The 24,237-nt window shown below is 65.1% G+C and carries 25 protein-coding genes and 2 pseudogenes; 3 read left to right on the top strand and 24 right to left on the bottom strand.

Going from position 1 to position 24,237, the window contains the following annotated elements:
* Positions 1-9 precede the first annotated feature (9 nt).
* The 20 genes from M0765_RS16545 to M0765_RS16450 form a co-directional block, all read right to left on the bottom strand.
* A complete protein-coding gene (locus M0765_RS16545) occupies positions 10-774 on the bottom strand; it encodes a pyridoxine 5'-phosphate synthase (protein WP_258504758.1) in 765 nt (254 codons plus the stop codon).
* On the bottom strand, positions 771-1,544 hold the full coding sequence (gene recO / locus M0765_RS16540; protein WP_258504756.1) for a DNA repair protein RecO: 774 nt from the start codon (positions 1,542-1,544) through the stop codon (positions 771-773). Before recO ends, M0765_RS16545 begins: the two co-directional genes overlap by 4 nt.
* Before the next feature lies 1 nt (position 1,545).
* Positions 1,546-2,514, bottom strand: coding sequence for a GTPase Era (era, locus tag M0765_RS16535; RefSeq protein ID WP_258504755.1), 969 nt, complete (start codon positions 2,512-2,514; stop codon positions 1,546-1,548).
* A 7-nt stretch (positions 2,515-2,521) separates the two neighbouring features.
* Positions 2,522-3,208, bottom strand: a complete 687-nt coding sequence (gene rnc / locus M0765_RS16530; RefSeq protein ID WP_126745757.1) for a ribonuclease III — start codon at positions 3,206-3,208, stop codon at positions 2,522-2,524.
* A gap of 17 nt (positions 3,209-3,225) precedes the next feature.
* Positions 3,226-3,594, bottom strand: coding sequence for a DUF4845 domain-containing protein (locus tag M0765_RS16525; RefSeq protein WP_126745756.1), 369 nt, complete (start codon positions 3,592-3,594; stop codon positions 3,226-3,228).
* A 31-nt stretch (positions 3,595-3,625) separates the two neighbouring features.
* Complete coding sequence (lepB, locus tag M0765_RS16520) at positions 3,626-4,591, bottom strand: signal peptidase I (protein WP_157612811.1); 966 nt, start codon at positions 4,589-4,591, stop codon at positions 3,626-3,628.
* 8 nt (positions 4,592-4,599) lie between these two features.
* Positions 4,600-6,411 (bottom strand): translation elongation factor 4, encoded by a 1,812-nt coding sequence (lepA, locus tag M0765_RS16515; RefSeq protein ID WP_258504750.1) that lies wholly within the window; start codon positions 6,409-6,411, stop codon positions 4,600-4,602.
* A gap of 520 nt (positions 6,412-6,931) precedes the next feature.
* The gene (locus tag M0765_RS16510) at positions 6,932-8,431 is read right to left on the bottom strand and encodes a DegQ family serine endoprotease (protein WP_258504749.1); all 1,500 of its coding nucleotides are present in this window, start codon (positions 8,429-8,431) and stop codon (positions 6,932-6,934) included.
* A gap of 93 nt (positions 8,432-8,524) precedes the next feature.
* The gene (locus M0765_RS16505; protein ID WP_443302783.1) at positions 8,525-9,592 is read right to left on the bottom strand and encodes a MucB/RseB C-terminal domain-containing protein; all 1,068 of its coding nucleotides are present in this window, start codon (positions 9,590-9,592) and stop codon (positions 8,525-8,527) included.
* A gap of 20 nt (positions 9,593-9,612) precedes the next feature.
* Positions 9,613-10,278 carry a sigma-E factor negative regulatory protein gene (locus tag M0765_RS16500; protein ID WP_258504746.1) on the bottom strand — a complete coding sequence of 222 codons (666 nt, stop codon included), beginning with the start codon at positions 10,276-10,278 and terminating at the stop codon, positions 9,613-9,615.
* A gap of 17 nt (positions 10,279-10,295) precedes the next feature.
* The gene (gene rpoE / locus M0765_RS16495) at positions 10,296-10,970 is read right to left on the bottom strand and encodes an RNA polymerase sigma factor RpoE (protein WP_258504745.1); all 675 of its coding nucleotides are present in this window, start codon (positions 10,968-10,970) and stop codon (positions 10,296-10,298) included.
* A 9-nt stretch (positions 10,971-10,979) separates the two neighbouring features.
* Entirely contained in the window at positions 10,980-11,462 is a 483-nt protein-coding gene (locus M0765_RS16490; protein WP_258504744.1) for a hypothetical protein, read from the bottom strand.
* 13 nt (positions 11,463-11,475) lie between these two features.
* A complete protein-coding gene (fabF, locus tag M0765_RS16485; RefSeq protein ID WP_258504743.1) occupies positions 11,476-12,720 on the bottom strand; it encodes a beta-ketoacyl-ACP synthase II in 1,245 nt (414 codons plus the stop codon).
* Positions 12,721-12,816: 96 nt separating this feature from the next.
* Positions 12,817-13,056, bottom strand: coding sequence for an acyl carrier protein (acpP, locus tag M0765_RS16480; RefSeq protein WP_007830471.1), 240 nt, complete (start codon positions 13,054-13,056; stop codon positions 12,817-12,819).
* Positions 13,057-13,159: 103 nt separating this feature from the next.
* Complete coding sequence (gene fabG, locus M0765_RS16475) at positions 13,160-13,903, bottom strand: 3-oxoacyl-ACP reductase FabG (protein ID WP_258504739.1); 744 nt, start codon at positions 13,901-13,903, stop codon at positions 13,160-13,162.
* A 27-nt stretch (positions 13,904-13,930) separates the two neighbouring features.
* Positions 13,931-14,884 (bottom strand): ACP S-malonyltransferase, encoded by a 954-nt coding sequence (fabD, locus tag M0765_RS16470; RefSeq protein ID WP_258504737.1) that lies wholly within the window; start codon positions 14,882-14,884, stop codon positions 13,931-13,933.
* A gap of 52 nt (positions 14,885-14,936) precedes the next feature.
* Positions 14,937-15,914: a beta-ketoacyl-ACP synthase III gene (locus tag M0765_RS16465; RefSeq protein WP_258504736.1), complete on the bottom strand. Its 978-nt coding sequence runs from the start codon at positions 15,912-15,914 to the stop codon at positions 14,937-14,939.
* Positions 15,914-17,011, bottom strand: a complete 1,098-nt coding sequence (gene plsX, locus M0765_RS16460) for a phosphate acyltransferase PlsX (RefSeq protein WP_258504735.1) — start codon at positions 17,009-17,011, stop codon at positions 15,914-15,916. Before plsX ends, M0765_RS16465 begins: the two co-directional genes overlap by 1 nt.
* Positions 17,012-17,072: 61 nt before the next feature.
* Complete coding sequence (gene rpmF, locus M0765_RS16455) at positions 17,073-17,255, bottom strand: 50S ribosomal protein L32 (RefSeq protein WP_007830466.1); 183 nt, start codon at positions 17,253-17,255, stop codon at positions 17,073-17,075.
* Positions 17,256-17,401: 146 nt separating this feature from the next.
* Positions 17,402-17,959, bottom strand: a complete 558-nt coding sequence (locus M0765_RS16450) for a YceD family protein (RefSeq protein ID WP_258504732.1) — start codon at positions 17,957-17,959, stop codon at positions 17,402-17,404.
* Positions 17,960-18,039: 80 nt separating this feature from the next.
* On the opposite strand from M0765_RS16450, the pseudogene M0765_RS16445 reads away from it, so the two are divergent.
* The 3 genes and pseudogenes from M0765_RS16445 (at position 18,040) to M0765_RS16435 (ending at position 20,542) form a co-directional block, all read left to right on the top strand.
* Positions 18,040-18,620: pseudogene (locus M0765_RS16445) on the top strand (Maf family protein).
* Positions 18,617-19,382, top strand: a pseudogene (locus M0765_RS16440) (SAM-dependent methyltransferase). Before M0765_RS16445 ends, M0765_RS16440 begins: the two co-directional pseudogenes overlap by 4 nt.
* A gap of 2 nt (positions 19,383-19,384) precedes the next feature.
* Positions 19,385-20,542: an MFS transporter gene (locus M0765_RS16435; RefSeq protein WP_258504731.1), complete on the top strand. Its 1,158-nt coding sequence runs from the start codon at positions 19,385-19,387 to the stop codon at positions 20,540-20,542.
* 21 nt (positions 20,543-20,563) lie between these two features.
* Here M0765_RS16435 and M0765_RS16430 read toward each other — a convergent pair whose 3' ends face one another.
* From M0765_RS16430 to M0765_RS16415, 4 genes are read right to left on the bottom strand one after another with little or no spacing between them, the layout of a single operon-like run.
* Entirely contained in the window at positions 20,564-21,607 is a 1,044-nt protein-coding gene (locus M0765_RS16430; protein WP_258504729.1) for a S49 family peptidase, read from the bottom strand.
* A gap of 2 nt (positions 21,608-21,609) precedes the next feature.
* Entirely contained in the window at positions 21,610-21,981 is a 372-nt protein-coding gene (locus M0765_RS16425; RefSeq protein WP_258504727.1) for a Rieske (2Fe-2S) protein, read from the bottom strand.
* 14 nt (positions 21,982-21,995) lie between these two features.
* The gene (locus M0765_RS16420) at positions 21,996-22,667 is read right to left on the bottom strand and encodes an HAD family hydrolase (RefSeq protein WP_126745738.1); all 672 of its coding nucleotides are present in this window, start codon (positions 22,665-22,667) and stop codon (positions 21,996-21,998) included.
* Complete coding sequence (locus tag M0765_RS16415; RefSeq protein WP_258504726.1) at positions 22,660-23,772, bottom strand: RluA family pseudouridine synthase; 1,113 nt, start codon at positions 23,770-23,772, stop codon at positions 22,660-22,662. Before M0765_RS16415 ends, M0765_RS16420 begins: the two co-directional genes overlap by 8 nt.
* Positions 23,773-24,237: the final 465 nt, after the last annotated feature.

Raw genomic sequence — 24,237 nt, 5'->3', positions numbered from 1 at the left:
CTGGAGCGCTCACTTGGCTTCGTCGATGCAGCGCAGGTACTCCCGCGTGGTGGCCGCGTAGCCCAATTCGAGCGCATCGGCGATGAAGGCGTGGCCGATCGAGACCTCCTGGACGCCGCGCACGGCACGCAGGAAAGCCGTGAGGTTGTCGCGGCTCAGGTCATGGCCCGCGTTGACGCCAAGGCCCGCAGCCTGCGCCGCACGCGCCGATTCGACGTAGCGCGCAAGCACGGCCGCCTCGTTCGAAGTGCCGCGCGATGCGGCATAGCCTTCGGTGTACAGCTCCACGCGGTCGGCGCCCACGGCCTTCACCGCAGCCATCATCTCGGGGATCGGGTCCATGAACAGGCTCACGCGGACGCCCAGGGCCTTGGCCTCGGCAATCGCCGGGCGCAGGCGCTCGGCGTCTTCGGGAAAGCTCCAGCCATGGTCGCTGGTCGATTGCGATTCGCTGTCGGGCACAAAGGTGGCTTGATGCGGCTTGAGCTCGCGCACGAAGTCCATCAGGTTGTGGAACGGATTGCCCTCGATGTTGAACTCGATGCCCGGCCAGTCCTTTGCAAGCAGCGCGGAGAGGTCGCTCACGTCGTGCGCGCGGATATGGCGCGCGTCTGGCCGCGGATGCACCGTGATGCCCTGTGCACCGGCGGCAAGGCAGGCGTTGGCAGCCTTCAGCACGCTCGGAATGCCCAGGTGGCGCGTGTTGCGCACAAGGGCCACCTTGTTCAGGTTGACCGACAGCGAAGTGGTAGCGGAATGGCGGGGAGTGCTCATAGGGCTTGCAAATCTCTCATCATCTGCCGCGTGCGCAGCGTGGACACACCGCAATGGTAGTTGAGCAAGGCGCGCAGCTGGTTTCTGAGGGCACTGTTGCTGCCGGCGTTCATGGTGGCCACCTCTCGCAGCGTGGCGGTGAAGGGGGCGCGGTCGTCGAGAACGCCTTGCAGCGATTGCCAATCGGCACCGGCCAAGGCCGCCTCGCCCTCGCTCGCCAGCCGCAAGCCGGCTTCCGGCACCAGGCTGTAGCGTGCATCGGCCACGAGCGGTTCGAGCGTGAGGGTCTGCGCATCGAGCGACGGCAAGAGGCCCACTTCGCGCAGGAGCAGCAGCTCGAAAGCCCGCAGCGCCGCGGCCTGGGTTGCGGCCTGCGCGCCGGCGTGGTCGCCCGCCAGCACCTGCACCACGCCCGCGTAGGCGTCGAACAGCGCCTCATGGGCATCGTCCCGCGCGAGCAGGCGCAGCAGCAGTTCGTTGACGTAGTAGCCCGAGAGCAGCGCCTCGCCCGTCGGCATGACGTGGCCGCCCATCCATTCAGCGCCCTTGAGCGTGCGGATCTCGGCGTCGCCGCCATAGTTGAGCTGCAGCGGCTGCAGCGGCAGCAGCACGGGCCTGAAGTTGGAGCTCGGCCGCTTCGCCCCCTTGGCCACGAGCGCGATGCGTCCGTGGTGGCGGGTGAAGACCTCGAGGATCAGGCTCGATTCGCTCCAGTCGTAGCGATGGAGCACATACGCCGGTTCGTGCGAGACGCGGTGGGCGGTCGCCACTTCATTCGTAGCCGAACGAGCGCACGCGCGCTTCGTCGTCGGCCCAGCCGGACCGCACCTTTACCCACAGTTCGAGGAAAACCTTGGCGTCGGCCAGCTTCTCGAGCTCGACACGGGTTTCCATGCCGATGCGCTTGATGCGCTCGCCCTTGTCGCCGATGACCATGGCCTTGTGGCCGTCGCGCTCGACCACGATGGTGGCGGCAATGCGCAGCAGGCGCTTCTGGCCCTTTTTCTGCGGCGGCTCTTCCTCGAACTTGTCGATGATCACGGTCGAGGTGTAGGGCAGTTCGTCGCCGGTCAGGCGGAACAGCTTTTCGCGCACCAGCTCGCCGGCCAGGAATTTCTCGCTGCGGTCGGTGAGCTCGTCCTCGGCGTAGAACCAGGGTTGCTCGGGCAGGTATTTTTCGCAGATGCCGAACAGCCGTTCGACGTCCTTGGAGTTCTTGGCCGACATCGGCACGAACTCGGCGAAGGGGTGCTTCGCCTGCATGGTCTGCAGCCAGGGCGCGATATCGCCGCGGCGGTGCACGTTGTCGAGCTTGTTGGCCAAGAGCACGGTCGGAATACCCTTGCCGAGCAGCTTGAGCACCCGCTCGTCGGCCGGCGTGAAGCTGCCCGCCTCGACCACGAAAAGAATCAGGTCCACATCGCCGACCGCGCCCTGCACCGTCTTGTTGAGCGACTTGTTCAGCGCATTGGCGTGCAGGGTCTGGAAACCCGGCGTATCCACGAATACGAACTGCGTGGCACCGATGGTGCGCATGCCCGTGATGCGGTGCCGCGTGGTCTGCGCCTTGCGCGAGGTAATGCTGATCTTCTGGCCCACCAGCGCGTTGAGCAGCGTCGACTTGCCCACGTTGGGCTTGCCGACAATGGCCACCAGGCCGCAGTGCTGCGGCCCCGTTGTACCCGTACCGCCCGCTGCGTCTTCGGGGTTTTCTGCTGCTGAATTTATAGCGTCGTTCATTCTGGTTTCACGCGGCCCCGCGTGCCTTGAGCCGGATCAACATGGCCGCCGCGGCAGCCTGCTCGCCGGCGCGGCGCGAGCCACCGATGCCGCGTTCGCGCAGGCCCAGCTCCGGCACCTCGCACTCGACATCGAAAGTCTGTTTGTGCGCGGCGCCGAGCGTGGCCGCTACGCGGTACACCGGCAACTTCATTTTGTGGCCCTGGAGCCATTCCTGCAATTCGGTCTTCGGGTCCTTGGCGGCCGCTTCCATGCGTGGATTGATCTCCACGGACTCATAGAGGCGGCGCACCAGCGCCTCGGCGGCCGCAAAGCCCGCGTCGAGATAGACCGCGCCGATCAGCGCTTCAAGGGCATCGGCCAGGATCGAAGGCCGGTTGGGCCCGCCGGAACGCGCTTCGCCCTCCCCGAGCCGAAGCAGCGGCGACAGCTGCAGCTCGAGCGCCAGGCGGTGCAGCGTGTCCTGCTTGACCAGGTTGGCACGCACGCGCGACAGATCGCCTTCGGGCAGGGCCGACAGGCGGGTGTAGAGCAGGTGCGAAACCGCGAGGTTGAGCACCGAGTCGCCGAGAAACTCCAGGCGCTCGTTGTGGTCAGCCGAAAAACTGCGGTGCGTGAGCGCGAGCTGAAGCAGCCGCGTGTCGGAGAACGAATGCTTGAGGCGCTCCTGCAGCGCTACGAGGCCGCCGTCCACCTTGCGTGTCGCCGCGTTCAGCGGGTCTCGCCTTTGTACTTGAGCACCAGGTAGGCCGGGCCGAACAGCGGAATTTCCCGCTCGTAGGCATACGACACGACAACCTTGTCGCCGACCTTCTTGATGTCGAGGTCCTTGCCCGAGACGGACTTGAAGTCGTCGATGGCTTGAGCCCGGTCGAAGATGGCGCGCACTTCGGGCACGGTGGTGCCTTCCTTGGCCTTGTTGGCGGCCTTGTCGATGGCCTGGTACTCGATCAGCGTTGGAATGACCTGCGCGATGACCACGCCAAGGCAACCCAGCACCACGGCGACAAACACCAGACCGATGAACGAGATGCCGCGCTGGTGCGCGGCCCTGCTGCGGATGGACCGATTTGTTCTCATGCCCTCTTACCCCTCGAACAATGCTGATTACTTATTGAAATGGACCGATGCGACCCAGATCGCCGAAGTTCATCCACACAAAGAACGCCCTGCCCACGATGTTCTTGTCCGGCACGAAACCCCAGAACCGGGAGTCCGCCGAATTATCGCGGTTGTCGCCCATCATGAAGTAATTGCCGGCGGGCACCTTGCAGACCACACCTTCGACCGAATAGCGGCAGTTTTCGCGGTAGGGAAAGTCGGTGGCGCCCTGGACGAAAGCCGGGCCGGCGTCGTCGTTGAGAAGCCTGTGCTGCTTGCCGCCGAGGTCTTCGGTGAACTGCTTGAGCAGGCGCATCGAGTCGCCGTCGAGGTAGTCGGGCATCGGGTTCTTGGAAACCGGCTGTCCGTTGATCGTGAGCTTCTTGTTCAGGTAGGCCACCTCGTCGCCCGGAATGCCGACCACGCGCTTGATGTAGTCCATGCTGGGCTTGGGCGGGTAGCGGAACACCACCACGTCGCCGCGCGCCAGCGGCGTGCCGTCGGTGATCTTGGTGTTGATGACCGGCAGCCGGAGGCCGTAGGTGAACTTGTTGACCAGGATCAGGTCGCCGGTGAGGAGCGTCGGCATCATCGAACCCGACGGGATCTTGAAGGGCTCGTACAGGAACGAGCGCAGCAGGAACACCACCAGGATCACCGGGAACAGCCCGGCCGTCCAGTCGAGCCACCACGGCTGCATGAGCAGGCGCTCGCTCGCCTTGGCGTCGACCGTGTCCACCTGCGTGATGCCCTGGCCGGCCAGGCGGGCGTTGCGCTCGCTCAGCGAAGCCTCGAGCGCGGCGGCGGCGCGCTCGCGGCGCGGCAGGAAGTAGAAGCGCTCGGCCAGCCAGTAGAGCCCGGTGACCACGGTGGCGCAGAACAGGAGCAGCGCGAAGTTGCCTTCAATGGCACCAAAGTACCAGGCACCGACGTAGCCGGTGAAGGCCGCGAGGACCAGAGTAGTGATGAATGCCATTTTTGAGATCAGTCTTCGACTTGCAGAATCGCGAGGAAGGCCTCTTGCGGGACCTCGACGGAGCCGATCTGCTTCATTCTTTTCTTGCCCGCTTTCTGCTTCTCGAGCAGCTTTTTCTTGCGGGTGATGTCGCCGCCGTAGCACTTGGCAAGAACGTTCTTGCGCAGCGCCTTGATTGTCTCACGCGCAATGATGTTCACCCCGATGGCCGCCTGGATGGCAACGTCGAACATCTGGCGCGAAATGATCTCGCGCATCTTCGACACCACCGCCCGGCCGCGGTACTGCGACTGGGTGCGGTGCACGATGATGGACAGCGCGTCGACCTTCTCGCCGTTCAGCAGGATGTCGACCTTGACCACGTCGGACGCGCGGTACTCCTTGAACTCGTAGTCCATGGAGGCGTAGCCGCGGCTCACCGACTTCAGCTTGTCGAAGAAGTCGAGCACGATTTCGCCGAGCGGCATTTCGTAGGTCAGCATGACCTGGCGGCCGTGGTAGGCCATGTTCATCTGCACGCCGCGCTTCTGGTTGGCCAGCGTCATCACCGCGCCCACGTATTCCTGCGGCATGTAGAGGTGCACGGTGACGATCGGCTCGCGAATCTCGCTCATCTTGCCGACGTCGGGCATCTTGGACGGGTTCTCGACCATGATGACTTCGCCGTCGTTGCGCACCACCTGGTACACCACGCTCGGCGCGGTGGTGATCAGGTCCTGGTCGAACTCGCGCTCGAGCCGCTCCTGCACGATTTCCATGTGCAGCAGGCCCAGGAAGCCGCAGCGGAAGCCGAAGCCCAGTGCCTGGCTCACCTCGGGCTCGTAGCGCAGCGACGAGTCGTTGAGCTTGAGTTTTTCCAGCGCGTCGCGCAGCGAGTCGTACTCGCTGGCTTCGGTCGGGTAGAGGCCGGCAAACACCTGCGGCTGGATTTCCTTGAAGCCCGGCAGCGCCTCGGTGGCGGTGGCGGCCGCGCCGCCCGTGCCCGGCTTGATGAGCGTCACGGTGTCGCCGACCTTGGCGGCCTGCAGCTCCTTGATGCCCGCGATGATGTAGCCCACCTCGCCCGCCTCGAGCGATGCGCGCGGTTCGTTGGCCGGCGTGAAGACGCCGATGTTGTCGGCGTTGTACATCGCGCCGGACGCCATCATCTTGATGCGCTCGCCCTTGACGAGCCGGCCGTCCACCACGCGCACCAGCATGACCACGCCCACGTACGGATCGAACCAGCTGTCGACGATCATCGCGCGCAGCGGGCCGTCGGGGTTGCCGCGCGGCGGCGGCATCTTGTGCACGATGGCTTCGAGGATCTCCTCGATGCCGAGACCTGTCTTGGCGGAACACGGAATCGCATCGGTCGCGTCGATGCCGATCACGTCTTCGACTTCCTTGCGCGCGTTGTCGGGGTCCGCGTTCGGCAAGTCCATCTTGTTGAGCACCGGCACCACTTCCACACCGAGGTCGAGCGCGGTGTAGCAGTTGGCCACTGTCTGCGCTTCGACACCTTGCGATGCATCGACAACGAGCAGCGCACCTTCGCACGCCGACAACGAGCGGCTCACTTCATAAGAGAAGTCGACGTGGCCCGGCGTGTCGATCAGATTGAGGTTGTAGACCTGTCCGTCGAGCGCCTTGTAATGCAGCGCAGCGGTCTGCGCCTTGATGGTTATCCCACGCTCTTTTTCGATGTCCATCGAGTCGAGCACCTGCGCTTCCATATCGCGTTCCGCAAGACCGCCGCAACGCTGGATCAAACGATCGGCGAGCGTCGACTTGCCGTGATCGATGTGCGCAATGATCGAAAAATTTCTGATGTGATTCATCAACGGGAACGCTTAAGTACTTGAATTGGCTCGTGCGCAGAGTGCGACAGGCAAGAAAAAAGGGCGCGTCTTCTGGAGACGCGCCCTGAACCAACAAGCAATGGCAACTGCAGTAGTTGGAACTTCATTGTAGGCAAAAAGGGAGGCACGTACATCCGGGGACAGGGTCAAAACGGGTCGTTGCGGGTCCACAACATGAAAGATATAAACAACTTATCCACAGGATCGGTGGAGCACTCGATGAACAACTTGTGGGCGATCTGTGGAGCAGCGGTGGACTGCTGTCTGACATCTCGCATCGTGAAGGAATTCACCTTCCTTATGCATGGACCCACCGCCCAAGGGCTCCTATTCTACCGAAAACCGTCCTAAGCCCATCGATAAGTTAGTGAACACAAACAAAATGACGACTCTTCGCGGCCCAAAAATTTTTTTGGACCGGGCTGTCGAGCGTCGCAAACACCTCAAAAAAGGCCCCAAACCCGACTGTCGGGTGGGGCCACTTGACGGCAGCGCCAGTTCAGCGTGCGGGTCGGATCAGGGCATATTGCGCCCACTCGCCGCGGCGGAACAGCACGCTGAGCGGCTTGTTCTTGTCGGCCTTGGCCAAGGCGGATTCGAATTCCTTGACGCTCGTCACTTCGATATTGCCCACCGAAAGAATCACGTCGCCCTCGCGAAGACCGGCCCGCGCGGCGGCATCGGTCGCCGCGTCGATACGCACGCCGCGCGCCTTGAGCTCCTTCTTCTGCGCGTCCGTCAGGTCGCTGACCACGAGGCCGATCGACTTTCCGGCGGTGGACGACGGCTTGGCCTGCGGCTCCTCGCGGTCCGACTGGCGCTTGCTCGTTGGCTTGGTCTCGGGGTCGCCTTCCGCCACGGTGATCGAAAGTTCACGCGAGCTGCCGTTGCGGAATACGGTCAGCGTGCTCTTCACGCCCGGCTTGGTGCTGGCCACCGAGCGCGAGAGATCGCTCGGCGTTTCGATGACCTTCTCGCCGTACTTGGTGATGATGTCGCCTTCGCGCACACCGGCCTTGTCGGCCGCCGAGCCCGGCACCACACTGCTCACCACGGCGCCGCGCGCCTTGCCGAGGCCAAGGGACTCGGCAACGTCCTTCGAGACAGAACCGATGGTCACGCCGATCAGGCCGCGCGAGACGCGGCCGGTGGTGCGCAGCTGGTCGCTGACGCGGATCGCCTCGTCGATCGGGATCGAGAACGAAATGCCCATGTAGCCGCCGGAGCGCGAGTAAATCTGGCTGTTGATGCCGACCACCTCGCCGCGCAGGTTGATGAGCGGGCCGCCCGAATTGCCCGGGTTGATGGCAACGTCGGTCTGGATCAGCGGCACCAGGTCGCCGGTGTCGCGCTGCTTTGCGCTCACGATGCCGGCGGTGACGGTGTTCTCCAGGCCGAAGGGCGAGCCGATGGCCATCACCCATTCGCCGACGCGCAGCTTCGAGATGTCGCCAACCTTCACCACGGGCAAGCCCGTGGCCTCGATCTTGACCACCGCGACGTCGCTGCGCTTGTCGGCGCCGATCAGCTTGGCCTTGAACTCGCGCTTGTCGGTGAGCGTGACCAGGATCTCCGACGCATCCTCGATGACGTGGGCATTGGTCATCACATAGCCGTCCGCCGTCAGGATGAAGCCCGAGCCCACGCCGCGCGGACGCTCTTCTTCCTGGGGCTGCGGCCGGTTGGGACGCGGGCCCGGACGCGGATTGCCGGGCAGCGGCTGTCCGAAGAAGCGCCGGAAGAACTCCTGCATTTCCTCGTCCATTTCTCCACCGCCACCGCTGCGAGAGGAAACCTTCTCGACGGTGCGGATCCCGACCACGGCAGGCCCGACCTGCTCGACCAGATCGGCGAAGTCGGGCAAGCCGCGCGCTTGCGGTGTCTGGGGCGTCTGGGCGATGGCCGACGTTACCGGCAGGAAACCCACGCTGGCCGAACAGGCCAGGCCGAATGCGAAGAGATAGGAACGAAGCTTGTGTCCCTCGACTTTGAACATCATCGGTTTTCTTTCAAAAGAACAGAGCGACCAAAAGAAGAGCTATGAGTCTGTGATGCGGACTTGGTTCAGCGCCAACTGCGCATGTGCGCCGGGTCAACGCGTGCGCGCGAGGCTTTGGGCAAACGCGTTGAGCGTCTGCTGCGGCACCTCGCCCACGGCGGTGAGCCACCAGTCGCTTGCCGGCTCGGGCAACCGCCGGCGAATCGCGTTGGTTGCGCCAATGGTCAGCACGCCGTCGCGCGGTGCACGCTTTTCATCGTAGCGCTCGATGAAAAGCGACACCGAAGCCAGGCCATCGGAGAAAGTCCACTGAACGGTGCGGTCCTGCCCTGTTTTGTCGCCGCCGGCCGGGCGCCGATAGAAGCTGCGCGGCTTGAAGCCGGCCACCGGTGTCTTGAGAACCCAGCCCTCGTCTTGCGCGCTGGTGCGCTCGAGCTCCAGCTTCTCGATGCGGTAACCGCTTGTATTGGTCATCATCTGCGCGAGGGCCTGCGCCTTGACCGGAGCATCGAGCTGCAATTCGGAAAACGCCGATTGCTCCACCACGCGGGAATCGCCGTCCACGGTCTGCAGCTTGATGACGAGACCGGAGCGGCGCTCGCTCCAGATGCGGTAGCCGAAGCGCAGGGTGTCGTGCGGCACCAGCTGCACGACATCGGCGTCGAAGCCCGCCACACGGTCCTTGCCGATGGCGCGGACGTCGTAGAAGTCGCCGATCGACGAATCCGGCTTGTCGGGCAGGTTGGGGAAAAGGTCGAGGTTTTCGCGCTTTTCGACCTTTACGACCTTTGCCTCGGGCAGGAAGGTCATGACGTGGTGGTTGCGCCTGAAAGTCGAGCGCGGCGGCCCCGACAGCGCCTCGATGCGTTCGATCTGCAGGTCGCCGTCGCGCACATGCCAGATGCGCGCGCTCGAAAGATCGCCGCCCGCTGCCGAAACCACGAAAGTGCCCACGTAGTTGCGTTGCCGGGCTCCCGTGTGCATGCGCTGAAGCCACTCGACCACACCCATGGCCGGCGGAGCGTCACCGGCTTGCGCCGAGGCCGCTCCCTTTGCATTCACCGGACCTGAACGGGTCTGTGCGGTCGCGACCTGCGCAAGGCAGAAAGCAGTGAACACCAGCGCGAACGCGCGTACGGAGATCGGCATCTGAACGGTCATTGGGAGCGACAGGCGCGCAATCAGCGCGTGGGCCCCTCGAAGGTCGCGTTGCGCAAAAAGCCCGAAGGCATTTGCGAAGCGCCGCCGGCCTGCTGGTGCGCTTCGAGCAACTGGTCGAGCCGCGGGTCGCGCAGCATGACCTGCGGGCTGCCGTTACCGACCATCACGCGGGTCGGCGTCAGGGTATTGGCCGCAGGCGATTGGCTGTTGACCGCTGCAGCGGCGAGTACCGAATTGGCGGCCGGTTGCTGCTGGGCCGCAATCTGCGCCCCGGAAGACGGGAAACCCGCTCCGTTGCCCACCAATGTCCAGCTGATGGCGGCCACGGCCACCAGCGACGCGGCGCCGGCCACCAGCTTCCAGCGGAACACCGGCTCGTTGGCGGCATCGGCCCTGCGCTGCAGCGTGACCACCTTGGTGGCCGTTACCGGCGCCAGGATCGGGGTTGCAACCACGGGCTCAGCCGCAAGGCGCTGCTGGAACCGGGTCAGGAACGCGTTGCTGTCGCTGCAAGGCGCATGGGCACCCGAGCGCAGAACATCGCCCACGAGGTGATAGGAGCGCCAGGCAGCGCGCGCATCGTCTTCGGCGCAGACGGCTTCGATGGCCCGCGCGAAGTCGTCGCCCTGCAAATGACCGTCCGCCAGTGCGGACACCTGTTCACGAGCCGTCATCGTCTGATTCATTTCATTCACCTGCTTACCTACCAACGCTTGCCCGACTGGTTGTCCAGCAGCGGTTTGACCCTGGCCGAAATGGCCTCGCGCGCCCGGAAAATACGCGAACGCACCGTGCCGATAGGGCAATCCATGACCTCGGCAATCTCTTCGTAACTCATGCCCTCGATCTCGCGAAGGGTGACTGCCTGCCGCAGTTCGGCAGGCAATGCTTCCATGGCCGCTTCGACCACGCTGGCGATTTCGTTTGCCGCCAGCACCGATTCGGGGGTTTCGTCGCTGATTGGTTCGTTTCCGGGGCGGTAAGTTTCATCGTCTTCGTCAGAAGACGGCCGCAAGGCGCTTTCGGAGATGGTGGGGTCGCGCTTCATGTCGACCAGCGCCTTCTTGGCGGTGTTGACCGCAATCCGGTAAAGCCAGGTGTAGAACTGGGCGTCGCCACGGAACTGGTGAAGCGCCCGATAGGCCCGAATAAAGGTTTCCTGCGCGATATCTTCGACCAGGTCGACATCGCGCACCATGCGCCCGATCAGGCGCTCGATCCGGCGCTGGTATTTGATGACCAGCAGCTCGAACGCCTTCTGGTCGCCCGCCACCGTGCGCTGGACGAGCTGGAGATCGACCTCACCCGGGCGCGGCGCCTCGACGGACACATCGGTCAAGCCGGAGTCCGGTGGCACTGGCGGCGGAGAAGTGGTCATCGGGGAGGTTCAGGGCGCGTCGGCCGGCACGGTCGCCCGCCAAGGCTCTGCGGCAGGCGAGGCGGACGGGGGGCGCGAATATACCGCACGGCGCAAATCGCGCCAGCGCTCAGGCTGGGCGCGCTGTTCAATCCATATCCAACGCGCGGCGCGGCCTGGCTCGGTCAGTCGGACCAGCAGCAGCGATTGAAGATCGAGCGCCACGGAAGCCTGCGCGGCATGAACGGCGCGGCCCCGGTCGGTACCCGTCAGGGTCCAATGGAGCCCGTCGAAGTGCAACACGCCAGCGCCGTCGCTTCGCAGGCCGAGCGCGGCCGCGATGCCGGCGAACAGAACACTCAGAACCAGGAGCAGTTGGCGCCATCCGGCACTATCGAAGAGATAGCAAGAGAGGCCTGCACAGCAGGCGCCCAGGGCCCAGGTGGCAATCAGTATCCGGGTTGCGCCGCGCGAGCGCCCCACCGGATAGGTCACCGACGGTGCGCTGTGCATGAAAGAGCAACGCTCAAGCGCGCTTGAACACCAGCGTGCCGTTGGTGCCGCCGAAGCCGAAGTTGTTCTTGACCGCGACATCGATCTTGAGATCGCGCGCCGTATTGGCGCAGTAGTCGAGGTCGCACTCCGGGTCCTGGTTGAAGATGTTGATGGTCGGCGGGCTCTTCTGGTGATGCAGTGCGAGCACCGTGAACACCGACTCGATGCCACCGGCACCGCCCAGCAAGTGGCCGGTCATCGACTTGGTCGAGTTCACGACCAGCTTCTTCGCGTGATCGCCGAAAGTCCTCTTGACCGCATTGGTCTCGTTGAGGTCGCCGATCTGCGTGGAAGTGCCATGGGCATTCAGGTACTGCACCTGGTCCGCATTCACGCCCGCATTGGCGAGCGCCATGGCCATCGAGCGGCTCGGGCCGTCGACGTCGGGCGCCGTCATGTGGTACGCGTCGCCGGTCAGGCCGAAGCCCGCCACTTCCGCGTAGATCTTGGCGCCGCGCGCCTTGGCGTGTTTGTACTCTTCGAGCACCAGCACGCCGGCGCCCTCGCCCAGCACGAAACCGTCGCGGTCCTTGTCCCACGGACGCGAGGCCGCGGCGGGATCGTCGTTGCGCGTGCTCAGTGCACGCGGCGCGGTAAAGCCGCCGATGCCGAGCGGAGAAATGGTCGACTCGGCGCCGCCCGCGATCATGACGTCGGCATCGCCGTATTCGATCATGCGCGCCGAGGTGCCGATGGCGTGCAGGCCGGTGGTGCAGGCGGTGACCACGGCAATGTTCGGGCCCTTGAAGCCGTACTTGATCGACACGTGGCCCGAGATCATGTTGATGATCGAAGCCGGCACGAAGAACGGCGAAATGCGGCGCGGGCCGCGGCTGGCGTATTCGCCATGCGTCTCTTCGATCATCGGCAGGCCGCCAATGCCGGAGCCGATATTGCAGCCGATGCGCACGGCTTCTTCGTACGACAGCGCTTCGCCGGTCGGCAGTCCGCTGTCCTGCACCGCCTGGATGGCGGCGGCAAGCCCCAGATGAATGAAGCGGTCCATGTGGCGCGCTTCTTTCTCCGAGATGTATTGGGTGATGTCGAAACCCTTCACCTCACCTGCGAACTTGCAGGCGAAGGCGCTTGCATCGAATGCGGTGATGTTCGCAATGCCCGACTTCCCGGCCAACAGGTTGGCCCAGGACTCGGTTGCGGTGTTTCCGACAGGAGCGATGCAACCGAGTCCGGTCACGACGACGCGGCGTTTGGTCATGCCGGCAAACCTTTCTGGAAGCGCTGAACAGCTGCTGGCGGCGCGTACGGTGCTTGAAAGAAGCGCCGCCGGCCGTCGCAGTTGCAGCCGGCCCGATCAGGCCTTTTGATTCTTGGTGGCGTAGTCGACGGCGTTTTGCACCGTGGTGATCTTCTCGGCGTCTTCATCCGGAATTTCAATGCCGAATTCGTCTTCGAGTGCCATCACCAGTTCGACCGTGTCGAGCGAGTCCGCGCCGAGGTCGGCCACGAAGGCCTTTTCGTTCGTTACTTGGGACTCTTCCACGCCGAGTTGCTCGGCGATGATTTTCTTGACACGTGCTTCGATATCGCTCATTTGGTTCCCTCTGAGGGTTGTAGGTAATCGGTGGATTTTAGCCGGGCGCATTGTGGCATTTGCCGTGCACCCGGGACGGGGAAAGATTGCGCCTTGCGGCCAATTACATGTGCATGCCGCCGTTGACGTGCAGTTCCTGCCCCGTCACATAGGAAGCCTGCGGAGATGCGAGATACGCCACCGCATGCGCGATGTCGGCCGGCTTGCCCAGGTGGCCCAGCGGAATCTGCTGGAGCAGCGCCTGTTGCTGTGCCTCGGGCAGGCTGGCGGTCATGTCGGTTTCGATGAAACCAGGCGCGACGCAGTTGACCGTGATGTTGCGGCTGCCGAGTTCACGTGCCAGCGCGCGGGTCATGCCGGCAACGCCGGCCTTGGCTGCCGCGTAGTTGGCCTGGCCTGCATTGCCGGAGGCGCCGACCACGCTGGTGATACTGATGATGCGGCCGTAGCGCTGCTTCATCATCGGGCGAATCACCGCGCGCGAAAGGCCGAACACAGCCTTGAGATTGGTGGCAAGCACGGCATCCCAGTCGTCGTCCTTCATGCGCATGGCGAGCGTGTCGCGCGTGATGCCGGCGTTGTTGACCAGCACGTGGATGGCCCCATAGGCCTTCACGATCTCGTCAATCAACGCCTCGACGGCGGCACCGTCGTTCACGTCAAGTGCGCGGCCGCGGCCGCCGAAGGCGCTGAGCGCCGAAGTGATCTTGGCCGCGCCTTCTTCGGTGGTGCCGGTGCCAACCACCTTGAGGCCGCGCTGGGCGAGCTCGAGCGCAATGGCTGCGCCAATGCCGCGCGACGCGCCGGTGACCAGGGCGACTTGCCCTTCGAATTTGGGAATGCTCATAAAAGAAGTGTCCGGGCCTTTCGCCGTTCAGGCGGCGAGCAGTTGTCGGGTGTCCGCGAGCGTTGCCGGGTCGTACACCGACGCGGCTTCGAGCTCGGGGGCGATGCGCTTGACCATTCCGGCCAGCACCTTGCCGGGCCCGCACTCGATGATGGCGGCTACACCGCGCAGTTTCAAGGCCTGCACGCTTTCAACCCAGCGAACCGGGCCGGCGGCCTGGCGCACCAGGGCTTCGCGGATGCGGGCCGGATCGGTTTCCACGGCCACGTCAATATTGTTGAGTACCGGAATCTGGGGCGCGGCGAGGGTGATGGTGCTGAGCTTTTCGCGCAGCGCTTCGGCCGCGGGCTTCATCAGGCTCGAATGGAACGGGGCCGACACGGGCAACAGCAACGCGCGCTTGGCGCCATTGGCCTTGAGCAGCTCGCAGGCCTTGTCGACAGCCGCCTTGCTGCCTGCGATCACGGTTTGCATCGGATCGTTGAAATTCACGGCTTCGACGATCTCGGCGCTGCCCGCGCCGAAAGACGCGGTGGCTTCCGCGCAGCCCGCCACGACCTTGCCAGCTTCCATGCCCAGAACGGCGGCCATGGCGCCGGTGCCGACGGGCACCGCCTGCTGCATGGCCCGCGCACGAAACCGCACCAGCGGCGCGGCTTGCGCCAGCGTGAGCACGCCGGACGCCACCAGCGCGGAGTATTCGCCCAGAGAATGTCCCGCCACGACGGAAGGGGCTGCGCCGCCTTCGGCCAGCCAGGCGCGCCAAGCCGCCACGCCGGCCACCAGCATGACAGGCTGGGTGTTGGTGGTGAGCGCCAGTTCTTCCTTGGGGCCGCTCTTGATCAGCGCGGCAATGTCTTCGCCCAGCGCCTCGGAGGCCTCGCGCAGGGTTTCGACAACGGCCGGATGGTCGCCCCAGGCGTCGAGCATGCCGACCGCCTGCGAGCCCTGACCCGGAAAGACAAAAGCGAAGGATTTCATTGTTTTAAACGCGTCATGTCGCACTGCGGCCCCACGCGGGCGCCGCAATGCGCTACAGATTCAATAGCACCGCGCCCCAGGTGAAGCCACCGCCCACGCCTTCGAGCATGACGGTTTCGCCCTTTTTCACCTTGCCGGAGCGCACCGCTTCGTCGAGCGCCAGCGGAATCGAGGCGGCCGAGGTATTGCCGTGCTCGTTGACCGTGACGATGAGCTTCTCGCGCGGAAGCTTCAGCTTCTTGGCCGTGCCTTCCATGATGCGGATGTTGGCTTGGTGCGGAATGAGCCAGTCGATGTCGGCGTCGGTCTTGCCGGCTTTTGCGAGCGTGGCACGCGCCGCTTCTTCGAGCACGCGCACTGCGAGCTTGAACACGGCCTGGCCGTCCATATGCAGCAGGGGCGTACCCAGCACGTTGCCACCGGACACATGGCCCGGCACGCAAAGAATGCCGACGTGCTTGCCGTCCGCATGCAGGTCGCTCGCCAGGATGCCGGGCTCTTCGCTCGCTTCGAGCACCACGGCGCCGGCGCCGTCGCCGAACAGCACGCACGTGGTGCGGTCGTTGAAATCGAGAATGCGCGAGAACACCTCGGCGCCGACCACCAGCGCGCAACGCGCGGTGCCGGTGCGGATCATGGCGTCGGCCACGGTCAGCGCATAGACAAAACCGCTGCACACCGCCTGCACGTCGAACGCCGGGCAGCCGGCAATGCCGAGCTTGTTCTGAAGAATGGCGGCCGACGACGGAAACACCATGTCGGGCGTCGACGTGGCGACGATGATCAGGTCGATCTCTTCAGCCTTGCGTCCGGCGGCCTCGAGCGCATGCCGGGCGGCTTCGAGGCCGAGATCGCTGCTCGTCACCTCGGGCGCCGCAAAGTGGCGCGCATGGATGCCGGTGCGCTCGACGATCCATTGATCCGAGGTTTCGATGCCGCGCGTTGCCAATTCCTTGGCAAGGTCGTCATTGGTCACCCGGCGCGGAGGCAGATAGCTGCCAGTGCCGGTGATGCGTGAATAAGGGCTCATCAAGCGTGAAGGGCCGTCGCGTCCGCCGGCACCGCTGGCTCCTGCCGCGCGAGCAAAGGCGCGGCGTGGGCGATGCGGGCCCGCACGCGATCGAGCAGGTTGTTGCGAGCGGCATCATAAGCGCGATCCAGCGCATGGCCGAAAGCCACTTCGTCAGCCGAGCCATGGCTCTTGAAAACCAGCCCGCGCAAGCCCAACAAGGCCGCACCGTTGTAACGACGATGATCTAGGCGATTTTTAAACGCTTTTAGCACCGGATAAGCAACGATAGCCGCAGCCTTGGTGAAAATGCTCCGCGAAAATTCCACGCGAATGAATTCGCCGATCATCGACGCGACGCCTTCGCTCGCCTTCAGCGCAACGTTCCCGACAAAACCGTCACACACGACGATGTCGGTCGTGCCCTTGAAGATATCGTTGCCTTCCACGTTTCCGTAGAAGTTGAGATCTTTGGAATTAGCTGCAGTACGAAGCAGTTGACTCGCTTTTTTGATTGTTTCGCTGCCCTTGATGGCTTCTTCGCCCACATTGAGCAAGCCGACCGAAGGCGACTCGTTGCCCGTGAGCGCGGAAACCAGCGCCGAGCCGAGCACGGCAAACTGCAGCAGGTCTTCAGCGTCGCAGTCGACATTCGCACCCAGGTCGAGCACCGTGGTGGCGCCGCCCTTGATGTTCGGCAGTTGCGGAGCGATCGCTGGGCGGTCGATGCCGTCGAGCGTCTTGAGCAGATAGCGCGCAATTGCCATCAGCGCGCCCGTATTGCCGGCCGAGATGGCGGCTTGGGCGGCACCGTCCTTGACCTGCTGGATTGCGATGCGCATCGAAGAGTCTTTCTTCTTGCGCAGTGCAATCTCGACCGGGTCGTCCATGCCCACCACTTCGCTGGCGGCAACGATGCGCGCCCTCGGGTGCTCGCCGAAGGCGGCCAGGGCCGCGGGCGCGCCGACCAGGAGCAGCGATGCTTCCGCATGCCGATCGAGAAACGCGCGGCAGGCCGCAAGCGTGACGCGCGGCCCGTGATCGCCACCCATGCAATCGACGGCAAGCGTGATTGCGGCGGGCGCGGCGGAGGATTCGGAGGAGGAAGACGTAACCATCAAAACAAAGGCCCGACGCTACAGCAAAAGTAGCTTCGGGCCTCGGCCTTGGGATGCGAAATCAGGCTTCGGACTTGTTCTTGAGGACCTGACGGCCACGGTAGAAACCGTTCGGGCTGATGTGGTGACGCAGGTGCGTTTCACCGGTGGTCGGTTCCACGGCAATGCCGGGCACGACCAGCGCATTGTGGGAACGGTGCATGCCGCGCTTGGAAGGCGACTTCTTGTTTTGCTGGACGGCCATGATGGCTCCTGGACTGTTAGGTGAGTGAGTGGATGCGCTCTCTTGCGGTGGCAATACAGGGGCATGTATGGAATGCCTTTGTCTGTCTTGCTGCTCACGGCGGCGCGCGCGAAGCCCATGATTATAGCCCAGCCTGCGAGAAAGGGCTACTTGCCCTCTTCCGGCTTGCGCGAACGCAACGCGCCGAGCACCGCAAACGGGTTGGGCTTGGCCTCTTCGGCCGCCTTGAAGTCCTCGTCGCTGGACGAAAGCTGGATTGGCGTGGGGCACACCTCGTGGACGGGCATGACGGGAATTTCCATCAAAAGCTCGTCCTCGATGAGGGCATGCAGGTCGAAATCGCGGCTCACGACCAGCAGGTCTTCTTCGGATTCGTCGTCTTCCGCATCCGCCGTGGCCTCATCGGCCACAAAACGGAACCAGCGGTCGGATGCAACAAGCGTATCAACCGGTGCCAGGCAGCGCTGGCACACCAGTGGCACCGTCGTTTCGGCCACCAGATGCAGCCATGGTTCGGCCTTGCCGTCAGCGCCGGTGCGCTGTTCGCCGGTTGCCTCCCAGTGCACCAGGGCTTCGGGGGCCGGCGCCGCCAGTTCTTGCGCCAGCCGGGAGTAATCAGGCACCGGGTCGCCAGCTGAAAGCACCGCGGCTTCAGCGGCAAAGGCGGCCACGTCGAGCCGCTGGGGAACAAATTCTCTCTTCATCCGCACCAGTCTAGCGCGCCAGCCGGGGAATTGGCGCAGTGCGGCCAAAGGCTCTTGCGGGCTCACGCACAATCGTCTCCATGCAACGCCCCCTGATTCTTGCTTCGACCTCGCGCTACCGGCGCGAACTGCTGAACCGCCTTCATTTGCCCTTCGACGTGCAGCCCCCGGATGTCGACGAAACCGCGCTTCCCGGCGAAACCCCGCGCGAACTGGCCGAGCGCCTGGCCTTGAAAAGGCCCGCGCCGTGGCCGCACGCTTTCCCGAGGCCGTGGTGATCGGCTCGGACCAGGTGGCCGACCTGGCCGGCGAGGCGCTCGGCAAGCCCGGCGACCACGCGCGCGCCACGGCCCAATTGCGCAAGATGCGCGGCCAGACGCTGATATTCCAGACGGCCGTGGCCGTCGTTTGCCAAGCTACCGGCTTCGTCGAACGCGACCTGGCGCCGGTTCGGGTCGTTTTCCGGGACCTCGACGATGCGGCCATCGAGCGTTACTTGCAGGCCGAACAGCCCTACGACTGCGCGGGCAGCGCCAAGAGCGAAGGACTCGGCATCGCATTGCTGAGCGCCATTGACAGCGACGACCCCACCGCCCTGGTCGGCCTGCCGCTGATTCGCACCTGCCGCATGCTGCGTTGCGCCGGAGTCGAATTGCTGTGACGCCGGGCAAGCTCTATCTCGTACCCGCGCCGCTCGACTTCGGCTGCGACACCCAGGCACCGCTTCAGGACGCCCTGCCCCTCGGCACGCTGCAGGCGGCCGCCGGCATTACCCACTGGATCTGCGAAAACGCCAAGTCGGCCCGCGCGTACCTGAAGCGGATCGATGCCGTCGTTCCGCTGGCGGCTCCCCTGCAGGCGCAGGACATCCGGGAGTTGCCGCGCGAAGTGCACAAGAAGGGCGACCACGCCGGCCAATTCGATGCCCGGCCCTTGCTGGCTGCGGCTCTCGAAGGCCATGACATCGGCCTGCTGAGCGAAGCCGGCATGCCGGCAGTGGCCGACCCGGGCTCTTCGGTGGCACGCGCCGCGCATGACCTGGGCATTGTCGTGGTGCCGCTCACCGGCCCGGTGTCGCTGCTGCTGGCGCTGGCCGCGAGCGGCCTCAACGGCCAGAACTTCGCTTTCGTCGGCTACCTGCCCCAGGACTCCGGGCGAGCGGCAAAGCCGCATTCGCGAGCTCGAGGCGCTGGCGCTCAAGACCGGCCAGACGCAGCTTTTCATCGAGACCCCCTATCGCAACGCCGCGCTGCTCCAGGCGCTGGTGCAAACGCTCCAGCACAACACCCGCCTTGCGGTGGCGCGCGGCCTCACGCTGGCAACCGCCCACGTGCGCAGCGAAACAGTGAAGGCCTGGCGCGCCAAGGCGCCCGGTACCGCTACGGACGAACGCCTGCCCGCGGTGTTCGCGATCGGGCGTTGACGATGCTGGTCACCGCCAGCACCCGCTGGGCCTCTCGCGCGCAGTTCTTTTCCTCCGGCTTCATCTTTGCAACCTGGGGCGTGCACGTGCCCACGGTCAAGGCCCACTACGGCATCGACGAGGCCCAGCTCGGCCTCGCGATGCTCGCCGCCGGTGCCGGTGCGATGTACGGCCTGACCAGCGCCGGCCGCTGGATCGGGCGCCACGGCCCCCGGCGCATGGCGGCCGTCTGCGGCTGCGTCTACGCACTGCTGCTGGCCGGGCTCATCGCCATGCCCGGCTACCTCGCCCTGCTGGCGTTGCTGGCGGCCTTCGGCCTGGTGACCAGCGTGTTCGACGTGGCCATCAATACCGAAGCGGCGCAGCTCGAACTGCATGGCGGCACGCCGCTGATGAGCGGCATGCACGGCATGTTCAGCCTGGGCGGCATGGCCGGAGCCGCGAGCGGCAGCGCCGCACTCGCCGCGGGCCTGGGCGCGCAGGCGCACCTGCTGTGGGTTGCGGGCGCCATGGCGCTGCTGGTGGCCGTGTCTTCGATGCGCATGCTGCCCAACCCGCCGGCCGCAAGCGATGCAACTGCCGCAGACCGCAAATTCCGGCTGCCCCGCGGCGCGCTTGCGGTGCTGGGCGTGCTCGCGGCGCTGGGCCTGATTGCCGAGGGCGCCATCTACGACTGGAGCGTGCTCTACATGCAGCAGGAACTCGGCAGCCCGCAAAAGCAGGCCGCGCTGGCGTATGCGAGCTTCTCGGCGGCGATGGCGGCCGCGCGCTTCGGCGGCGACGCCATGCGCGCCCGCTTTTCGCCGGCCGCGCTGCTGCTCGGCAGCGGCGTGCTGGCGGCGGCGGCCATGACGCTGGTGCTGCTGACGAATCTTCCGTGGCTTGCGCTGATCGGCTTTGCGGGCGTGGGCGTCGGTTTTGCCAACGTGGTGCCGATTCTGTTCGGCGCATCGGCGCGCGTGCCCGGCGTCGAACCCGCCACCGGCATTGCCGCCGTTTCGGCCGTGGCCTATCTCGGGTTCATGGCCGGGCCGGCAGTCATCGGCTTGCTGGCACGAGCCAGCTCGCTGACGGCCGCGCTGTATGTGGTGGTGGTGTTTGCCGTGGCGCTTGCGGCCTCCGCCCGATACACGAACAGCGGCGGCGACCAGCCCGCCTGAGCCGGCCGCCGGGGAACAGCCTTAGCGCAGCGCCGGGGCGGCGGACTGCAGCGAGCGCACCGTGGCGTCGCCCATGGCGGCGCCGAATTTCTTGGCGAGCTTTTCGGCCACGTTGTCGCGTCGCGTGTAGTCGGTCACCTCTTCGGCCTTGATGACTTCGCGTGCCACGTAGTCCACGTTGCCCAGCTGATCCGCCAGGCCGAACTCGACAGCTTGTTCGCCGCTCCAGAACAGCCCGCTGAAAAGACCGGGGGTGTCGAGCTTGAGGCGGTCGCCCCGCCCGCTTTTCACCACGTTGATGAACTGCTGGTGAATCTGGTTCAGCATGGCCTGGGCGTGCGCACGCTGCGCATCGCTCATGGGGCTGAACGGGTCGAGAAAGCCCTTGTTGTCTCCGGCCGTCAGCAGCCGGCGCTCGACGCCGACCTTTTCCATCACGCCGGTAAAGCCGAAGCCATCCATCAGCACGCCGATGCTGCCGACGATGCTGGCCTTGTCGACGAAGATCTTGTCGGTGGCGGCGGCAATGTAATAGGCGGCTGAGGCGCAGGTTTCTTCGACCACGGCATACACCGGCTTCTTGTGCTTGGCCTTCAGCCGCTTGATCTCGTCGCTGATGATGCCCGCCTGCACGGGGCTTCCGCCGGGCGAATTGATGAGCAGCACGATGCCCTTGGCGCCCTCGTCCTCAAAGGCCGTCTTCATTGCGGCAATGACGAATTCGGCGCTCGCGTCGCCGCCGTTGGCAATTTCGCCCTTGATCTCGACAACCGCCGTGTGGGCCGTGGTCTTGGCGGTGCTCGGCGTGCTGCGCGACATGGCCAGCCAGACCAGGAAGATGAAGAAGGCGAGCCACGACAGACGCGTAAAGGTCTTCCAGCGGCGCGCGGCCTTCTGCTCGTTCAGGGAGGCGAAGGCGAGTTTCTCGAGCGTTGCGCGCTCCCACCCGGGACGCTGCGTGGGGTCTTTGGCCATGTTTTTCGGCGCGCCTTGAGAAGACGCAATGGGAGTGGCCGGCTCAAAAGGATCAAAACCTTCAGGTTCCGTGCGGTTCGGGTCGGTCATTGTCAAAAGGTCAGGGGATGGAGGTTCCAGGCAGTATGCCAGTGCACCACGCCGTCACGTTCGCTGAGGGCGATCTTCACCAGGCCGCCGCGACACGGGCCGCCGGCGCATTCGCCGGTGTCCGGCTTGTAGACCGCGCCGTGGGTGGCGCAGAGCAGCCACTGGCCGCTGTCGTCGAAGAAGCGGTCGGGCTGGAAATCCATCTCCATGGCCACGTGGCTGCATCGGTTCAGGTAGGCGTGCGGCTGCCCTTCGAAGCGCACCGCAAAAGCACGGCAGGTTTCGCCGCCGTAGACCACGTCGAAAGGTACGGCGAGGCTGCCTTCGACCAGGTCCGAGGCGTTGCAAAGGGGAATGGGCTCTTCTTCGCTCATCGCAAGATCTTCGCTCAGGCGTTGTCCAGGAGCCATGCCTCGAGGCTGGCCACCGAGTGGGCAATGAACAGCGGCTTCAGCGCGTCGAAGCTTTCGGGCTCGTGCGCACCGTAGCTCACGCCCACGCTGGCACATCCGGCATTCAGCGCCAGCTGCAGGTCGTGCGTGGTGTCGCCGATCATCAGGGTGCGTTCGGCCGGCACCTCGAGCTCTTCCATCAGTTCCAGCAGCATGCGCGGATGCGGCTTGCCGAATGTCTCGTCGGCGGTGCGCGACGCATCGAAGCGGTCGCGCAGCGCGACCGTCTTCAGCGCCTCGTTCAAGCCGCGGCGCGATTTGCCCGTGGCCACGGCCAGCTTGTGGCCGCGCGCGCGCAGGGCATCGATCATCTGCAGCACGCCGTCGAACAGCACCAGGTCGTCCTGGTGTTGCAGATAGTGATAGCGGTAGCGCGCGCCGAGCTCGGCGTATTTTTCCTTCGGCACATCGGGGGCCGCGCGCGCCAGGGCCTCGGCCAGGCCCAGGCCGATGACCCAGGCGGCATCGTTTTCGCTGGGCTTGGCGCCGCCGACGTCGATCACGGCCGCCTGAATGCAGCGCACGATGAGCCGCGTGGAGTCGTAAAGCGTGCCGTCCCAATCAAAGGCGATCAGATCGAAGCGCAGGGGTCGGGAAGAATCAGTCATTGGCCGTGGGAGTTGGATGTTGGGCGAGCGCCTCGAGCGCCTGCGGGGGCATCAAGCCGTGCAGTTCAGGCGGCAGGCCGGCCTGCAGCGCCACGCGCTCGCCGGTCGCTGGGTGGCTGAACTGCAAGCGCCAGGCGTGCAGGAACATGCGCTTGAGGCCGAGTTTTTGCAGCGTGCGCTGGCGCTCGAAGTCGCCGTACTTGTCATCGCCCGCAATCGGATGGCCGGCCGAAGCAAGGTGCACGCGAATCTGATGGGTGCGGCCGGTCTTGATGGTGACCGCCAGCAATGACAGCGGCGTGGCGTCGCCCGGCAGCGTGAGCCGCGCCAGCACGCGCACCAGCGTGACGGCGCGCATGGCGTCGGGATGGTCCTTGGCGACCACGCGCACGCGGCGTTCGCCGGCACCGGCGCCGTCGCCCGGCAGCAGATATTTGGCAAGCGGCGCATCGAGCACCTTCTTGTTGGCCGGCCAGGCGCCTTCGACCAGCGCAAGATAGGTCTTGCCCGTTTCCCGGTCGCGGAACTGGTCTTGCAGCGCCACCAGCGCGCTGCGCTTCTTGGCCACCAGCAGGATGCCCGAGGTCTCGCGGTCGAGCCGGTGCACCAGTTCCAGGAACTTGGCGGCCGGCCGTGCGGTACGCAGTTGCTCGATCACGCCAAAGCTCACACCGCTGCCGCCATGCACCGCCACGCCGGCAGGCTTGTCGATGGCCAGCACCGCGTCGTCTTCCAGCAACACCGGAAATTCGCGCGCCGGCGCTGGCGGCGTGGCGCCCTCTTCGGCGCGCGGCGATATGCGCACCGGCGGCAGCCGCAGCACATCGCCGGCCTCGATGCGGGTTTCGGCCTGCGCCCGGCCCTTGTTGATGCGCACCTCGCCCGACCGGATGATCCGGTAGACATGCGTCTTGGGCACGCCCTTCAGGTGGCGGAACAGGAAGTTGTCCAGCCGCTGGCCCGCGGATTCCGCATCCACGGTAATGAATTTGATTGAAGCGTGCGGCGCTGCGGCGTCCACCACGGCCTTTTGGGCCGCGGGATCCGGAACTGCGGGATTCGGAGCGGCCGCGGGGCTTCGCTTCGCACCTATAATGTTTTTCACCAGCGCGGTCGTGTAAGTGCTTGATTAGACAGAAGTTTAGATCACTGCAGTCAAACGCCCAGGACAACGCTGCGAGGTCGATGCCGCTTTGGCGCCGAGACTGCAAACCCCGCGCAATTGCGCAAAGTGGCAGACCCGGCACCCAAGTCAAGCCGACACCCACGAAACACCGATACGGAATACCCAGCCTGCAGCTTCCAAGCTGCAAGCGGATCGAAGCGAGTCCCTTGTGTTGATGCTGCTGATTCAACTGTGCCTGCGTTGGCCCACCTGGCTTTTGCCAGCGGCCTCAGGCATTGAATCATCCGCACCGCGCGCCACCATTGCGCAACCAGCTATCAATAAGATAGCTGCTCAACACCGAATCTGGCTCGCGCCCATCCACGCGCCCCCACCCCGGCTGTCTTCTTGAACTGACGTTCAAGAGGCCTGTTCGCGCTTGCCGCGGCAGTGACAGCATCCGGG

The sequence above is a fragment of the Variovorax sp. S12S4 genome (assembly GCF_023195515.1).
In the GTDB taxonomy this organism is placed as follows: Bacteria; Pseudomonadota; Gammaproteobacteria; order Burkholderiales; family Burkholderiaceae_C; genus Variovorax.
The sequence above is the reverse complement of the archived record's forward strand: the minus strand, read 5'-3'. Positions and strand labels throughout refer to the sequence as shown.

What these genes read in the sequence shown, in the direction of transcription:
- acpP (WP_007830471.1), bottom strand. Translation starts at nt 13,056, where the DNA reads ATGAGCGATATCGAAGCACGTGTCAAGAAAATCATCGCCGAGCAACTC.
- lepB (WP_157612811.1), bottom strand. Translation starts at nt 4,591, where the DNA reads ATGGCATTCATCACTACTCTGGTCCTCGCGGCCTTCACCGGCTACGTC.
- M0765_RS16505 (WP_443302783.1), bottom strand. Translation starts at nt 9,592, where the DNA reads ATGACCGTTCAGATGCCGATCTCCGTACGCGCGTTCGCGCTGGTGTTC.
- M0765_RS16420 (WP_126745738.1), bottom strand. Translation starts at nt 22,667, where the DNA reads ATGACTGATTCTTCCCGACCCCTGCGCTTCGATCTGATCGCCTTTGAT.
- M0765_RS16500 (WP_258504746.1), bottom strand. Translation starts at nt 10,278, where the DNA reads ATGAATCAGACGATGACGGCTCGTGAACAGGTGTCCGCACTGGCGGAC.
- M0765_RS16425 (WP_258504727.1), bottom strand. Translation starts at nt 21,981, where the DNA reads ATGAGCGAAGAAGAGCCCATTCCCCTTTGCAACGCCTCGGACCTGGTC.
- fabF (WP_258504743.1), bottom strand. Translation starts at nt 12,720, where the DNA reads ATGACCAAACGCCGCGTCGTCGTGACCGGACTCGGTTGCATCGCTCCT.
- M0765_RS16435 (WP_258504731.1), top strand. Translation starts at nt 19,385, where the DNA reads ATGCTGGTCACCGCCAGCACCCGCTGGGCCTCTCGCGCGCAGTTCTTT.
- M0765_RS16430 (WP_258504729.1), bottom strand. Translation starts at nt 21,607, where the DNA reads ATGACCGACCCGAACCGCACGGAACCTGAAGGTTTTGATCCTTTTGAG.
- M0765_RS16525 (WP_126745756.1), bottom strand. Translation starts at nt 3,594, where the DNA reads ATGAGAACAAATCGGTCCATCCGCAGCAGGGCCGCGCACCAGCGCGGC.
- M0765_RS16450 (WP_258504732.1), bottom strand. Translation starts at nt 17,959, where the DNA reads ATGAAGAGAGAATTTGTTCCCCAGCGGCTCGACGTGGCCGCCTTTGCC.
- lepA (WP_258504750.1), bottom strand. Translation starts at nt 6,411, where the DNA reads ATGAATCACATCAGAAATTTTTCGATCATTGCGCACATCGATCACGGC.
- rpmF (WP_007830466.1), bottom strand. Translation starts at nt 17,255, where the DNA reads ATGGCCGTCCAGCAAAACAAGAAGTCGCCTTCCAAGCGCGGCATGCAC.
- M0765_RS16545 (WP_258504758.1), bottom strand. Translation starts at nt 774, where the DNA reads ATGAGCACTCCCCGCCATTCCGCTACCACTTCGCTGTCGGTCAACCTG.
- M0765_RS16490 (WP_258504744.1), bottom strand. Translation starts at nt 11,462, where the DNA reads ATGCACAGCGCACCGTCGGTGACCTATCCGGTGGGGCGCTCGCGCGGC.
- era (WP_258504755.1), bottom strand. Translation starts at nt 2,514, where the DNA reads ATGAACGACGCTATAAATTCAGCAGCAGAAAACCCCGAAGACGCAGCG.
- M0765_RS16465 (WP_258504736.1), bottom strand. Translation starts at nt 15,914, where the DNA reads ATGAGCCCTTATTCACGCATCACCGGCACTGGCAGCTATCTGCCTCCG.
- plsX (WP_258504735.1), bottom strand. Translation starts at nt 17,011, where the DNA reads ATGGTTACGTCTTCCTCCTCCGAATCCTCCGCCGCGCCCGCCGCAATC.
- rpoE (WP_258504745.1), bottom strand. Translation starts at nt 10,970, where the DNA reads ATGACCACTTCTCCGCCGCCAGTGCCACCGGACTCCGGCTTGACCGAT.
- M0765_RS16510 (WP_258504749.1), bottom strand. Translation starts at nt 8,431, where the DNA reads ATGATGTTCAAAGTCGAGGGACACAAGCTTCGTTCCTATCTCTTCGCA.
- fabD (WP_258504737.1), bottom strand. Translation starts at nt 14,884, where the DNA reads ATGAAATCCTTCGCTTTTGTCTTTCCGGGTCAGGGCTCGCAGGCGGTC.
- fabG (WP_258504739.1), bottom strand. Translation starts at nt 13,903, where the DNA reads ATGAGCATTCCCAAATTCGAAGGGCAAGTCGCCCTGGTCACCGGCGCG.